This window comes from Acinetobacter apis (genome assembly GCF_900197575.1).
Taxonomy (GTDB): Bacteria; Pseudomonadota; Gammaproteobacteria; order Pseudomonadales; family Moraxellaceae; genus Acinetobacter; species Acinetobacter apis.
In genome coordinates, this window is record NZ_FZLN01000001.1 from 555,707 (window position 1) to 568,826 (window position 13,120).

14 protein-coding genes are annotated in these 13,120 nt (G+C 39.2%); 12 read left to right on the forward strand and 2 right to left on the reverse strand.

The window, feature by feature from the left end; translation table 11 throughout:
* Positions 1–5 precede the first annotated feature (5 nt).
* The 11 genes from murU to CFY84_RS02535 all read left to right on the forward strand — a co-directional run bounded on the left by murU (position 6) and on the right by CFY84_RS02535 (position 9,728).
* The gene (murU, locus tag CFY84_RS02485; protein WP_088822617.1) at positions 6–677 is read left to right on the forward strand and encodes an N-acetylmuramate alpha-1-phosphate uridylyltransferase MurU; all 672 of its coding nucleotides are present in this window, start codon (positions 6–8) and stop codon (positions 675–677) included.
* A gap of 118 nt (positions 678–795) precedes the next feature.
* Positions 796–1,434 carry a 16S rRNA (guanine(527)-N(7))-methyltransferase RsmG gene (rsmG, locus tag CFY84_RS02490; RefSeq protein ID WP_088822618.1) on the forward strand — a complete coding sequence of 213 codons (639 nt, stop codon included), beginning with the start codon at positions 796–798 and terminating at the stop codon, positions 1,432–1,434.
* Between the two features lie 10 nt (positions 1,435–1,444).
* Positions 1,445–2,218, forward strand: a complete 774-nt coding sequence (locus CFY84_RS02495; RefSeq protein ID WP_088822619.1) for a ParA family protein — start codon at positions 1,445–1,447, stop codon at positions 2,216–2,218.
* A gap of 5 nt (positions 2,219–2,223) precedes the next feature.
* A complete protein-coding gene (locus CFY84_RS02500) occupies positions 2,224–3,126 on the forward strand; it encodes a ParB/RepB/Spo0J family partition protein (RefSeq protein ID WP_088822620.1) in 903 nt (300 codons plus the stop codon).
* Between the two features lie 307 nt (positions 3,127–3,433).
* Positions 3,434–5,158, forward strand: coding sequence for a lipid A export permease/ATP-binding protein MsbA (gene msbA, locus CFY84_RS02505; protein ID WP_088822621.1), 1,725 nt, complete (start codon positions 3,434–3,436; stop codon positions 5,156–5,158).
* Between the two features lie 3 nt (positions 5,159–5,161).
* Positions 5,162–6,181 (forward strand): tetraacyldisaccharide 4'-kinase, encoded by a 1,020-nt coding sequence (gene lpxK, locus CFY84_RS02510; RefSeq protein ID WP_088822622.1) that lies wholly within the window; start codon positions 5,162–5,164, stop codon positions 6,179–6,181.
* 1 nt (position 6,182) lies between these two features.
* Positions 6,183–6,932 (forward strand): 3-deoxy-manno-octulosonate cytidylyltransferase, encoded by a 750-nt coding sequence (gene kdsB / locus CFY84_RS02515; protein WP_088822623.1) that lies wholly within the window; start codon positions 6,183–6,185, stop codon positions 6,930–6,932.
* A gap of 17 nt (positions 6,933–6,949) precedes the next feature.
* Positions 6,950–7,942 (forward strand): DNA polymerase III subunit delta', encoded by a 993-nt coding sequence (locus CFY84_RS02520; protein WP_088822624.1) that lies wholly within the window; start codon positions 6,950–6,952, stop codon positions 7,940–7,942.
* A gap of 28 nt (positions 7,943–7,970) precedes the next feature.
* Complete coding sequence (locus CFY84_RS02525; RefSeq protein ID WP_088822625.1) at positions 7,971–8,315, forward strand: PilZ domain-containing protein; 345 nt, start codon at positions 7,971–7,973, stop codon at positions 8,313–8,315.
* Between the two features lie 22 nt (positions 8,316–8,337).
* Positions 8,338–9,114: a TatD family hydrolase gene (locus CFY84_RS02530; protein ID WP_088822626.1), complete on the forward strand. Its 777-nt coding sequence runs from the start codon at positions 8,338–8,340 to the stop codon at positions 9,112–9,114.
* Positions 9,115–9,128: 14 nt separating this feature from the next.
* On the forward strand, positions 9,129–9,728 hold the full coding sequence (locus CFY84_RS02535) for a TetR/AcrR family transcriptional regulator (protein ID WP_088822627.1): 600 nt from the start codon (positions 9,129–9,131) through the stop codon (positions 9,726–9,728).
* 47 nt (positions 9,729–9,775) lie between these two features.
* Here CFY84_RS02535 and CFY84_RS02540 read toward each other — a convergent pair whose 3' ends face one another.
* The gene (locus CFY84_RS02540) at positions 9,776–11,776 is read right to left on the reverse strand and encodes a TonB-dependent copper receptor (protein ID WP_088822628.1); all 2,001 of its coding nucleotides are present in this window, start codon (positions 11,774–11,776) and stop codon (positions 9,776–9,778) included.
* A gap of 69 nt (positions 11,777–11,845) precedes the next feature.
* A complete protein-coding gene (locus CFY84_RS02545; RefSeq protein WP_088822629.1) occupies positions 11,846–12,244 on the reverse strand; it encodes a DUF2946 family protein in 399 nt (132 codons plus the stop codon).
* Between the two features lie 268 nt (positions 12,245–12,512).
* Here CFY84_RS02545 and CFY84_RS02550 point away from each other — a divergent pair, with 268 nt between their 5' ends.
* Complete coding sequence (locus tag CFY84_RS02550) at positions 12,513–13,109, forward strand: 6-pyruvoyl trahydropterin synthase family protein (RefSeq protein WP_088823367.1); 597 nt, start codon at positions 12,513–12,515, stop codon at positions 13,107–13,109.
* The last annotated feature ends 11 nt before the right edge of the window (positions 13,110–13,120 follow it).

Sequence of the window (13,120 nt, forward strand, 5' to 3'; positions counted from 1 at the left end):
TTTTGATGAAAGCAATGATTTTAGCAGCAGGGCTTGGGCAAAGAATGCGCCCTTTGACATTACACACGCCGAAGCCGCTATTGTGTGTTGGCAACAAACCTTTAATTGTTTGGCATATTGAAAATTTAAAACGTGCAGGGATCATTGAGATTGTCATCAATACAGCTTGGCTTGCACATGAGTTACACCATGCGTTAGGCGATGGCAGTCAATTTGGTGTGCATATCTCGTGGTCTGATGAAACAGAGGGCTTGGAAACAGCAGGGGGCATTATTCGTGCTTTACCTTTATTGGGTGATGAGCCATTTATACTTGTGAATGGAGACATTTGGACCACGCATAATTTTTCAACTTTAGCTGAAATTGATTTAGCTCAACAGCTTGGTCATTTGGTATTGGTTGATAATCCGACTCAGCATCCAACGGGTGATTTTATTTTGCAAGATGCCTTGGCATATAGCAAAGAGCAAATGACGGGTGATGCCTTGACTTATAGTGGTATTGCGGTGTTTTCACCAAAACTATTTGCTGGATATGCAGATGGAAAGCGCCCATTGGCGCCAATTTTAAAGCAAGCCATGCAGCAGGGACTGATTTCTGCTGAGAAAAGCACACAAAAATGGGTGGATGTAGGCACCCCTGAGCGTCTAGCAGATTTAGACCGCGAATTATCTTAAAAAAATTGCTGCTTTTGCAGGGGAATGCTGCATAAATGTGTATTCCCTAAGCATCTAGCGCTATGATTCAAAAGATAAATCAGTATACTTTGTCTAAAATTAAATAAGCGAGTGAGTTATGCATCTTTTTTTTCACGAATTAAAGCGGGGGAGTCAGGCACTTGGATTGTCTTTAAGTGATGACACATTAAACTTGCTGTTGAAATATCAAGATGCGCTAGTCTTATGGAACAAAGCATATAATCTCACTGCAATTCGTGATCCAAAGGACATGTTAATCCGCCATTTATTAGATAGCCTCAGTATTTTAAATCACTTACCGAGTGGCAGACTCTTAGATATAGGTACAGGCGGTGGGATGCCAGGCATGATGATTGCATTGTGTCAGCCTGAGCGTGAATGTGTGCTGTTGGATTCGAATGGTAAAAAAATCCGTTTTTTAAAGCAGTTTATTGCTGATTTAAAGCTTAAAAATGTGGTGGCAGTTCAAACACGAGTTGAAGATGTAGATGCCATTGAAGATTTAGGTCAGTTTGATGTCATGACCAGTCGCGCGTTTGCCTCATTGTCTGATTTTGTGGTGGCATCACAGCCATATATGCATGAACACAGTGCGATTTGTGCAATGAAAGGTGTTGTACCTACAAATGAAGTGTCTGCACTAGACTCAGAATGGGATACCACAATTATTCCACTTATTGTGCCTCGGTTAGATGAGCAGCGTCATTTATTAGTGTTAAAAAAGAAATTAGGGTAGGTTAAGCGGTATGGCCCAAATTATTGCTATTGCAAATCAAAAAGGTGGTGTGGGTAAAACCACCACGGCGGTCAATTTAGCGGCCTCTTTAGCCATATTAAAAAAACGTGTTTTGTTAATTGATATGGATCCACAAGGGAATGCGACCATGGGGTCTGGCATTCAAAAGAACGATTTAGTCTACTCAATGACAGATGTGTTATTGGGTGAAATTCATATTGAAAATGCGATTATGACCTCTGAAGTGGGTTATAAAGTGTTGGCTGCGAATCGTGACTTGTCAGGTGTTGAGCTGATTATTGCTGAAAAACCAGCACGCGAATTTATTTTAAAAGAAGCATTAAAAGAAATTGATCAGCAATTTGATATTATTTTAATTGATTGCGCGCCAAGTTTGAGTTTGATTACAGTCAATGCCATGGCTGCTGTGGATGGTGTCATTATTCCAATGCAATGTGAATATTATGCGTTAGAAGGATTAGCGGATTTAACACAAACCATTGATCGGATTCAGCAAGCAATCAATCCAAAACTTGAAATTATTGGTGTATTACGTACCATGTATGATGGGCGTAATGCCTTAACACGTGATGTGGCAGGAGAGCTTGAGCAGTATTTTGGCTCGAAGTTATATGAAACTGTTATTCCACGTAATGTCCGTTTAGCAGAAGCACCAGCCCATGGTTTGCCGGTGATTTACTTTGAAAAAAACTCCAAAGGCGCAATTTCATATTTGAATTTAGCAGCTGAATTATTAAAGAAAAGTAACGCGAAGAAAGGATAGCATGCATGGCAATACAGAAGCGCGGTTTAGCAAAAGGACGCGGTTTAGATGCACTGCTGGGTTCAATTCAAAAAGAAAAACTGAAAATTGATGAACAAACCCATGACCAAGGTCAATTAAAGCTTATTGGTGTTCATTTATTAAAACGTGGCGAATATCAGCCACGGCGTAAAATTCGTGAAGACGAATTGGTTGATTTGTCGGCATCGATTAAAAAACATGGAGTCATGCAGCCGATTGTGATTCGTCCTGTATCAGACGATGAAACACATCCATATGAAATTATTGCGGGTGAGCGCCGTTGGCGTGCTGCAGTCATGGCAGGCTTGACTGAAATTCCAGCCATTGTCCGTAATTTAAATAATCAAATTGCAATTGCATTGGCATTGATTGAAAACATTCAGCGTCAAGATTTAAATCCAATTGATCAAGCTTTGGCATTGCAGCGTTTCCATGATGAGTTTGGTTTGAGCCATCAAGAAATTGCAGATACCGTGGGTAAGGCACGGACCACGGTCAGTAATTTAATCCGATTATTAACATTGCAAGAGTCGGTTAAAGACTTAATGCAAGAAGGCGTGCTTGATATGGGGCATGCCCGTGCAATTTTAACCTTAAAAGCCAAAGATCAGAAAAAAATAGCACAAATTGTGGTGGATAAAAGCTTATCTGTACGTCAAACAGAGCAATTGGTGCGTGAGTTTAATCAGCCAAAAGATGATAAAAAAACTAAACAGCCTGCTCCAGATATGGACATACTGACCCAACAATTGGTTGATCGCTTCCAAACTCAGGTGAAGATTGATCATAATCAGCAAGGCAAAGGTAAGCTTGTGATTCATTATCAGTCTTTAGATGAACTCGATGGCATTTTAAATATTTGTTTACCGCAAAACCAAAATCAATAAAGCATGTCATGTTTAATTTCTCATCAATATGACTGATTTCATTCATGTTGATGAGATCTATTATTATCTACTATGGTCTAAACCTAAAATTTGCTAGAATACCTGCAGCGTATTTTTAAATTTATGTCAAAATGCGTTTGATCATGGATGGTGATTCATTTTAGTCATGCGTTCAAGCTTGGGTCAGGGGTGCTTGTGAGTGATTTAAAAGCCCAGACTAAAAATATTTAAGGTACTTTATGTGTGATTTCTGCCGTTGATGGTGGACGCTCCCAATCACCATATGGTGCCGATTTAGAGGTTATTTGTGAAACAAGACTTTCAAGTTTATTTTCGTCTCCTGACTTATTTAAAACCATATTGGGTATATGCCATTTTGGTATTAATTGGTTTTACATTAAGTGCTGCTACAGAAGTTTCAATTGCGAAGTTACTCGAATTCATCATCAATGCAATTCAGCATAAAAACCAATCTCAAACTGCGCTCTTTCCATTTTTAATTGTACTCTTAATTTTTGTACGTGGTGTGGGCTCATTTTTAGGAGATTACTTTTCTGCTGTTATTTCGCGCAATTTGATTTTCACCATTCGTGAGCAAGTTTTTGGCAAACTGTTACGTTTGCCATCAAGCTATTACTTAGAGAATTCAAGTGGTCATATTACCTCTAAGATATTGTTTAATATTGAGCAATTGACTGCTGCATCATCTGAATCTGTCCAAACTTTAGCCAAAGAGGGCTTAATCACCATTGGGTTATTGGGTTATTTATTTTATCAAAATTGGCGATTAACCTTGGTGATTTTAGTATTTGCACCGTTAATTGGTTATGTGGTCAGTCAAGCTGCACGCCGTATGCGTAAGCTATCCTCGCAAGTACAAGACACGATGGGTGATGTCAACCATGTGGTGCAAGAGTCAATTTTAGGTCAGGCGGTTGTCAAAAGTTATTGCGGTCAAACATTAGAAGAACAAAGATTACATCAACACTCATTGGCAAACTTAAAGCGTGGTTTAAAACTGCTTGTGGTGAATGTCTTAAATACACCAGTTGTCCAATTGATTATGGCGTGCTCTATGGCCATTATTATGTGGATGGCACTTCGTCCAGAAGTCTTGGGCAATACCTCTGCTGCACAGTTTGTATCATTCATTACAGCTGCAGGGATGCTCAGTAAGCCAATCAAAAACTTAACTACAGTTAATGAAAAGTTACAACGTGGTTTGGCTGCAGCGCATTCGGTTTTTGAAATTCTAGATATGCCTGAAGAAGAAAACAAAGGTACATTGCAGCCTAAGTTAAATGGCGATATCCGATTTGAACATGTCAATTTGGTATATCCAGGCGGTTCACAAGCCATTCATGATTTTAACTTAGACATTAAGTCAGGTCAGACTATTGCACTAGTGGGGCGTTCAGGGGCAGGTAAAACATCTCTTGTTAATTTGATCACTCGTTTTCAAAATACCAGCAGTGGACATATTTATTTAGATGGTCAAGATATTAAAGACATCGAACTCAATTGTTTACGTCGTCAAATTGCCATTGTCAACCAACAAGTCTTTTTGTTTGATCGTACCATCAAAGAAAACATTGCGTATGGTCAGCTTGATGTAGTCACTGATGAGCAAATTATTAATGCTGCCAAAACTGCTTATGTGCATGATTTTATTATGACCTTACCTGCAGGTTATGAGACGCGTTTAGGTTCACAAGGGCTGAATTTATCAGGTGGACAACGCCAACGTATTGCGATTGCACGTGCTATTTTAAAGAATTCACCTATTCTCATTTTAGATGAAGCAACCAGTGCGTTAGATAATGAGTCTGAGCATTTTATTCAGCGTGCATTTGAACAAGCCATGCATGATCGAACCACGATTGTTATTGCTCATCGCTTATCAACCATTGAAAATGCAGATTTGATTGTTGTTATGGATCAAGGGCGAATTGTTGAGCAAGGCAAACATGAGGCGCTTTTAACCCAGCGTGGGGCATATTATCAGCTTCATCAGCGTAATTTTGAGGAATAATGCATGTCATTGGCTAAGTGGATTCAGCAAGCATGGCATCATCAATCCGCTTGGTTAATTGTGCTTCGTCCACTGTCTTATGTATATCGTGCTGCTTTCTTATATCAGAAAAAACAGTACCAATCGGGGAAAAAACCCATATATCAAGCGCCTATCCCTGTGATGGTGATTGGGAATATTACAATCGGTGGCAGTGGTAAAACGCCGTTATTGATTCAATTGGTGAAGCATTTAACTGCTCAAAATATACGTGTTGGTGTCATCAGCCGAGGTTATGGTGGACAAGGACCATTTCCACGTTTGGTGGTGAATGGCCAAACATCAGCTTTAGATGTTGGGGATGAGCCTGCTTGTATTGTAGCTGCAACAGGTGTTCCTATGGCTGTAGGACCAAATCGGCAGCAAGATATTGAGTTGCTGTTACAATCTTATTCGCTTGATTTAATTATCAGTGATGATGGTTTACAGCATTGGGCATTGGCACGTCAAATTGAATGGATTGTGGTGGATGAAAAGCGTGGCTTTGGAAATCAAAGATTATTACCAGAAGGTTTTTTACGTGAGCCGATTTCACGCCTGCAAAATAGTACAGTGATTCATCATTATACAAAAGCCATGGATAAACCTACGCCATACCACATGTATTTAGAAGTAGGGCAGCCATATTTATTAAATCCTACGGATGCATCACCAACCTTTAACCCAACACAGCGTTTTCATGGGGTGGTCGGAATTGGTTATCCAGAACGTTTTTTTGCATCACTTGCAGAAATTGGCGTGATTGATGTGGTTCAACATACTTTTCCTGATCATCATGCCTATACTGAAACAGATATTCGGTTTACCGATGCATTACCCCTAATTACCACTGAAAAAGATGCCATCAAGTTACAGCGGTTGCTCACAGCGTCTGACCATCAGTTTGTGCCAATTTGGGTGTTGCCTGTAGAGGCTGTACTCTCCGAGCCATGCTATACTTTACTTCATCAACAGCTTAACGATTGTCATTTGTCAGGTCACTAATATGAAACATATTGTTATTCCCGCACGCTTTTCAAGCACACGTTTACCCGGCAAACCTCTCTTAGATATTCATGGTCGCGCTATGATTTTACGAGTAGTCGATCAAGTTAAAAAGGTGCAAGGGTTTGATGATGTATGTGTTGCAACAGATGATTTAAAAATTCATGCACTATGCGAATCTGAAGGCATTGATGTGGTGTTGACCAATCCAAATCATCCATCTGGCACAGACCGTTTAAGTGAAGTTGCACAAATTAAAGGCTGGCATGAGGATGACATTATTGTCAATGTTCAAGGTGATGAACCATTACTTCCAGCACAATTAATTATCCAAGTGGCAGATTTGTTGGCAAACAAAGCCAATTGTTCGATGTCAACATTGTGTGAGCCCATCAGCAGTATGCAAGAGTTTAATCGTGACAGCATCGTTAAAGTGGTAATGTCACATGATCATGAAGCACTGTATTTTAGTCGTGCAAGTATTCCTTATGATCGTGATGGTGTAGAAGACCAGCACAAGCATGCATATCGCCATTTGGGTTTATATGCTTATCGAGTTAAGTTGCTTCAAGAATATGTATCTTGGTCGCAAGGCACATTAGAAAAATTAGAGTCGTTAGAGCAATTACGTGTACTTGAACATGGTCATCGTATTGCGATTGCTGTTGCTGAAGTGAGCTTGCCACCTGGTGTTGATACACAAGCAGATTTAGACCGAATGAATGCATTAAATCCATCTATTTTTGCTTAAATTGAGTTGTTGTGGTTATGGATGAAGCATTTTTTCAGCTCACAGAAGTTTACCCATGGCAGCAGAGTACATGGCAAACTTTAACATCTCGCTTTCCAGAAATTGGACATGGTATTTTATTCTATGGGAAGTCTGGATGTGGAAAATCTGAGTTTACTTCCCATTTTGTGGCTTGGATATTGTGTTTAAATAAAATGCCTACAGCCGCCTGTGGACATTGTTCAAGCTGTCAGTGGTTAAAGTCTAAAACACATCCTAATTATGTGCATATTTCCAATGACCAAGACAGCAAGCGACAGCATTCGGCTATAAAAATAGATAAAATTCGTGAATTACAACCATTCATTCAACAGACAGTGGATGGTTGGCGTGTGGTGGTGATTGAGCCTGCGGATGCACTGAATATTGCATCAGCCAATGCCTTATTAAAAACACTTGAAGAGCCGGGTGAGCGGGTATTAATCATTTTGGTCACCACACATTTTTTAAAATTGCCTGCAACGATTCGTAGTCGTTTACAGCGCTATGCATTAGATCGAGTGTCTTATCCAACGGCAAAACAACATATTGCACAGGTATATCCTGAATTAGATGAGCGCCGTTATGATTTACTTTTGAATTTAGCCAATCATATGCCATTACAAGCAGTTGCATTACAACAACAGCCATGGTTAGCAAAGCGTACAGCATTTATGCAAGATTGGCAGGCTTTGGTGGTCAATAAAACAGAGCTCATGGTATATGCCACCAAATGGAGTAAGGAGTTAGGCTTTTTAGAACTCTTACATATGATAGAATACCTTTTGGCTGATCTGATTTGTTTTAAACTAAATCAGTCCATGAAAAATATAGATTTGGATTTCACTGAAATTTCAAACTATTATCAATTGTCTGACCTTTTTGCAATCAGTGAAAAAATACAACCTGCTAAAGGTTATATTCAGCAAAATGTTCAGACCAATTTGATTATTGATGATTTATTTGTCACTTTGTTAAATTTAAAGCCGTAATCTGACGGCACATGGGGAAGTACACGTTATGCAAAATCAAATGGGTAATATTTTACAAGTCAGTATTACTGACCGCGCAACATTACAAGCCAGCTATTTGCCGTTTGTCATTGGAGGCGGTTTGTTTGTGCCATCGACGATGGATGCTAAGCTTGGGCAAGAAGTATTTGTACTTGCAACTTTGCCTGAGCAAAAACAAAAAATTCCTTTGACTGGAAAAGTTGTCTGGATCAGTCAAAAACAATCAGGTGCTAAACCACAAGGGTTTGCCATTCAATTAAATAACGAAAAAGGCACGCAATACCGTTTAGAGGTTGAGCGTATTTTAGCCGGCTCTTTTAACTCTAAATCAAGAGCAAGCTATACCATTTAATCAAATCACCTTGGAGTAAATCATGTTTACAGATAGCCATTGCCATTTAAACTTGCTTGATCTTACTCCTTATGCTGGTCAATTAGATGAAGCACTGAATGAGGCGCGACGCGCAGGCGTTAGTAAGTTTATGGGAATCTCAGTACATTTAGATGACCATGCGGTGCTGTCTAAGATAGCCGCGCAGCATGCTGATGTAGGATATACCGTGGGTGTTCATCCTTGCGAAGATCCTGAAACCATGCATCGTGCAACAGTTGAATATTTGGTTGACTTAGCAAGCCAAGACAAGGTTTGGGCGCTAGGGGAAACAGGTTTAGACTATTATCACAGTACAGCGTTTGTGCAACAACAAAAAGCAAGTTTTGCACGTCATATCGAAGCATCAAAGCAAGTGAAAAAGCCTGTTGTAGTTCATACACGTTCAGCAAAAGACGATACGCTTGCAATTATTCGTGCTGAACAATCATCACACGGTATTTTGCATTGCTTCACTGAAGATTTAGACACTGCAAAAGCAGTATTAGATGCAGGATATTATATTTCGTTTGCAGGTATTGTTTCATTTAAAAATGCGCAAGCGCTGCGTGATGTCGCAAAATATGTGCCATTAGATCGTTTGCTGATCGAAACAGATAGTCCTTATCTTGCTCCTGTGCCGTATCGTGGTAAATCAAACGAACCTAAATATGTACCTTTTGTGGCGCAAGCATTGGCAGAAGTTTATGGGACAAGCCGTGATGAAATTGGCCGTATTACCACACAAAACTTTGAGAAATTATTGCAGCAACCTAACTAATTGAGTATGTCGTCATGGATCGTCAGTCGCAATTTAAAGCCAGAGAAGTACTGATACTGAATGTAGCAGAACAACTGATGCTTGAAAACGGCGATGATACCACGATGACATTAGATGGGCTTGCTGCAGCGCTTGATTTAGCAAAAGGCACTTTATATAAGCATTTTAAAAGTAAAGATGAGTTATATATGCTGCTAATTTTAAGAAATGAGCAGCAATTACTTGATTTAATGCTGCATGATGCAGGTCAAGATTTTTCCATTCAGCTTGAACATTTGATGCAATATCATTTTAAACACCCTGAGCGTACTATTTTATTTCATTTACTTGAAGAAAAATTATCGATGGCAGCTAAGCGCATTCAACCACGCTTTTCTCAACTGTATCGTATACGCAAACAGCGCTTAAAAATGATGGTGTATTTGACAGATGAATACTTAAAGCAGCAGCAAAGCCGTATTTCTGTTCGAGATTATTTGGCCGCGGTGTGGGCATTAATTTATGGTGGCTCATTGTTGCTCAATTCAAGCTTTTATCAGCGCTATTTAGGCTCAAGAACCACGTTAAAACGCTTATATGTTCAACAAGCACTTTGTTTATCCAAAAATACATAGCATAAAGAAAAAACCAAGACATCTATTTGATGTCTTGGTTTAAACGCTTAAAATTTAAATTGAATTCTTGCCCAATAATTTCGACCTATATTATAAATTTGCTCTGTCCCGATCATTCCTGCATTCGGATTCCCTAATTTATTTAGATGTTCGGTATAGTAGCGATCAAATACATTATCAATACCAATAGCCAATTGGGTTGTTGGTGCAAGGATATAGGTTGCATTGAGTGATAAGGTACCAAAGCCTGCACTTGGTCCTAAATCATAGCCTACAATATTGCCTTGTTTTTCAGCATAACGATTTTGTGCTGCAACCAAACGCCATAAAGCCCCAATACTGTATTTTTCAGTGCGATAGCGTAAATTCATCCGTGTTTCAAATGGTGCAATTTGGGGTAAATCACGGCGCTGGGTTGTATTTTTCCCCCATGCATACATGGCACTCAAGTCTGCATCAATATGATCTGTAAACTGATAGCCTAGGCCAAATTCACCACCTGCTATATGAGCATTTACATTGGTGACATGAGTCCCTTGACCATACTGCATTAAAATAAAATCAGAGACATGACCCACATAGGCAGATGCCCAATGAGTTAAGGCTGCATTTTGGTATTGATAGCCTAAGTCAAATTGGGTTGTTTTTTCAGGTTTAACGCCGTTAAACACATTGCTTGAACCATCTATACTGACTGGAGAAAATAATTCCCAATAGTCTGGCAATCTTTGTACATGACCAAGCCCGATATATGTATTTAAATGATATTCAGGATAGTCACTTTCTAAACGCAGAAAACCACTCGGTAACACAGAACGGCGCGACTGATTAAATAACTTTGTTTTGTCACGCTCATCTTGTACATGTGTGATATCAGCACGAAGACCTGTGACAATATGCTGTCGATCACTTAAAGCATATGTTCCTTCAGCGAAAATACCATAACTATCAAATCGCATGTCTGTTTGTCTTGGCAAGGATGGGTAATTTAATCCTCGACGCATAGAGTGGCTACTATATTGGTGATCTATACCTGTTAAAATGCTGAGCGCACCCCATTCTAAGGTAGCTTCTGCCCGAGCTGTGATTGTTTTACGTGCAACATTCGACACCATAGGCATGCTTTTAACTGGGCGTAAACGATAATTGTCCATCACGTGGTCATTCAAATTATAATTAACTTGTAAGTCAATTTTCTTAAGCCATGTTGTCAGCTCTTTTTGTTGGACTCGAAGCCCCAAGCTTTCTCGCTCAAAACGTGTTCCATCCATGCCACGTCCAGCATAAGCAACTTGACCATCTGATTTACCCGCAGTGGCTTCAATCCATGTGTTGTCGCTCGGAGTAAAGCCAAGTGCAACATCTGCATTCCATTTTTCCCATGAAGAATGCACTCGTTGACCATGACCATCTTTGTAATCATTGGATGTCGAACGATTGCCCATTAAACGGATATATTTATTTTCATCACCAATAGCAGTATCTATGTTTTGGTCAAGTCGTCCATATGAGCCTGCAACCACACTTGCTTGTCCTTGATAAAATTGTCCTGCTTTAAAACGGACAGGGCCACGATCATACAAGACGGTTGCAGCAGAGCCTGGTTGTGAAAAACGCACGGTCTGTGGACCTTTAATCACAGTAATTTGGTCAAAACTTTCAGGTGAAATATAAGAGGTTGGTGCGTCCATACGCCCGCCACATGCACCTAAGTTTTCACTGTTGTTATTGAGTACTTTAATTCTAGATCCAAACATCCCTCGAAAAGTAATGTCACTATTTACAGTACCTGAGCTTTTAACGGCATTAAAGCCAACAATGCTTTGTAAATATGATGCACCATCGACCGCAGGAATAGGCTGAATGGGTTGTTTGGGATCTGCTGTAACAATTAAACCATTGGCTTGATGACCATGGTTTGCTGTAACTACAATAGGTGCAAGGGATACGGTATTGACGGTATGTTGTTCAGCATGGCTTGCGTTGGTATAAAGTACCAATGCAATTGCGACACTTAAATGATGACGTGTATAAGTAAAATGCATCATAATTCTCTCAAAAAAAGTTAAACAAGGTCTTTAGGTCATACAACCCAAATTAAATTGCTAAAATTTGATTTACAGAGAAAAAATAGGTGGCGCACGACTTTGAGGGAGAACAAACAGTTTTTCTATCACATCAAGTCGTAGCTTAAATGCTGTCGACACAGCCAATAATTTAAGCGTTAAACGAATAAATACAGATTTAACACCTAAATCTAAAAATGGGATCAGGTGGTTATATACTGTACAAAATGGACATTGATGTGATGCATCATGATGCTGAGATGGCGCAGGCAAGGTAGATGCATGATGATGCATCCCATGATGCTGATGATCTGGTGAGATCAGTGCAGAAGAAATGGTTTCACAAACTGCTGCAACCTGATATTGCTTGGGCAAAAAAGGCTGTAAAAATACTGCAATTTGTAAAATAATAGCACTAAGGGATAGCGCTATACCTGACTTCAACACAATGTAGTTTGCTCAATTTAGTTTGCTGAATTATAGAATAAATTTTCATATATTACATTTTTATTTCACTATTATTATTTTTATTAAATGATCAAAGCCAAACATTATTGATTTAAAGTATTGCGATATATCGCGAAATAGAGATGATTTTGCTGCAATCTTGAGGGGTTATTACTAAAATGATGTTGCAAAGATCTTGCTAGATTTCGCACCAAACTGTCATTTTTTAGCATATAATACTTGGTTACCTTTAAATGACCGCTTTGATCTTATGTTAATTCGAAAATTATTTAAATTTGAAAATGCCCATATCGTACGAAACTGTACATCAGACCGTTGCAAAAGATCGATTCACGGACACAGCTATAAGCTTGAGCTTTTGCTCAAAGCAAATAAGCTTGATCATGGTCAAATGGTGTATGATTTTGGATTGCTCAAAGGGGTGATTAAGGACTTATTTGATAGTTTTGATCATGCAATCTGTTTTTGGAACAAAGATGATCCGCAATATATTCAAGCATGTCAGCAATTCAGCGCACGTTGGGTGAGTTTGCCTGTTTCTCCATCGGCAGAACAATTTTCTCGTATTTTCTTTTTTCTTGCACAACAAGTTTTAAAAGCTACCCAAACTCAAAATGGCGAGGGTGATGTCGAAGTGTATTCTGTTATTGTGCATGAAACAGATACAGGCTATGCCCAAAGCTTTGCAGAGGATATTGATAATGTACAAATGGGGCGTTTAAACTTAGAAGATATTCTATTTTCAGAACAAATCCAAAGTGAATGGACTGACCCTGAGACTTATCAAAAATTAAAACAAGGTCATACTTTTAATAACCCAACAGTTGAATTGCAAGTTCAGCTTTAAATTTTTAATAC

What these genes read in the sequence shown, in the direction of transcription:
- murU (WP_088822617.1), top strand. Translation starts at nt 6, where the DNA reads ATGAAAGCAATGATTTTAGCAGCAGGGCTTGGGCAAAGAATGCGCCCT.
- rsmG (WP_088822618.1), top strand. Translation starts at nt 796, where the DNA reads ATGCATCTTTTTTTTCACGAATTAAAGCGGGGGAGTCAGGCACTTGGA.
- CFY84_RS02495 (WP_088822619.1), top strand. Translation starts at nt 1,445, where the DNA reads ATGGCCCAAATTATTGCTATTGCAAATCAAAAAGGTGGTGTGGGTAAA.
- CFY84_RS02500 (WP_088822620.1), top strand. Translation starts at nt 2,224, where the DNA reads ATGGCAATACAGAAGCGCGGTTTAGCAAAAGGACGCGGTTTAGATGCA.
- lpxK (WP_088822622.1), top strand. Translation starts at nt 5,162, where the DNA reads ATGTCATTGGCTAAGTGGATTCAGCAAGCATGGCATCATCAATCCGCT.
- kdsB (WP_088822623.1), top strand. Translation starts at nt 6,183, where the DNA reads ATGAAACATATTGTTATTCCCGCACGCTTTTCAAGCACACGTTTACCC.
- CFY84_RS02520 (WP_088822624.1), top strand. Translation starts at nt 6,950, where the DNA reads ATGGATGAAGCATTTTTTCAGCTCACAGAAGTTTACCCATGGCAGCAG.
- CFY84_RS02525 (WP_088822625.1), top strand. Translation starts at nt 7,971, where the DNA reads ATGCAAAATCAAATGGGTAATATTTTACAAGTCAGTATTACTGACCGC.
- CFY84_RS02530 (WP_088822626.1), top strand. Translation starts at nt 8,338, where the DNA reads ATGTTTACAGATAGCCATTGCCATTTAAACTTGCTTGATCTTACTCCT.
- CFY84_RS02535 (WP_088822627.1), top strand. Translation starts at nt 9,129, where the DNA reads ATGGATCGTCAGTCGCAATTTAAAGCCAGAGAAGTACTGATACTGAAT.
- CFY84_RS02540 (WP_088822628.1), bottom strand. Translation starts at nt 11,776, where the DNA reads ATGATGCATTTTACTTATACACGTCATCATTTAAGTGTCGCAATTGCA.
- CFY84_RS02550 (WP_088823367.1), top strand. Translation starts at nt 12,513, where the DNA reads ATGTTAATTCGAAAATTATTTAAATTTGAAAATGCCCATATCGTACGA.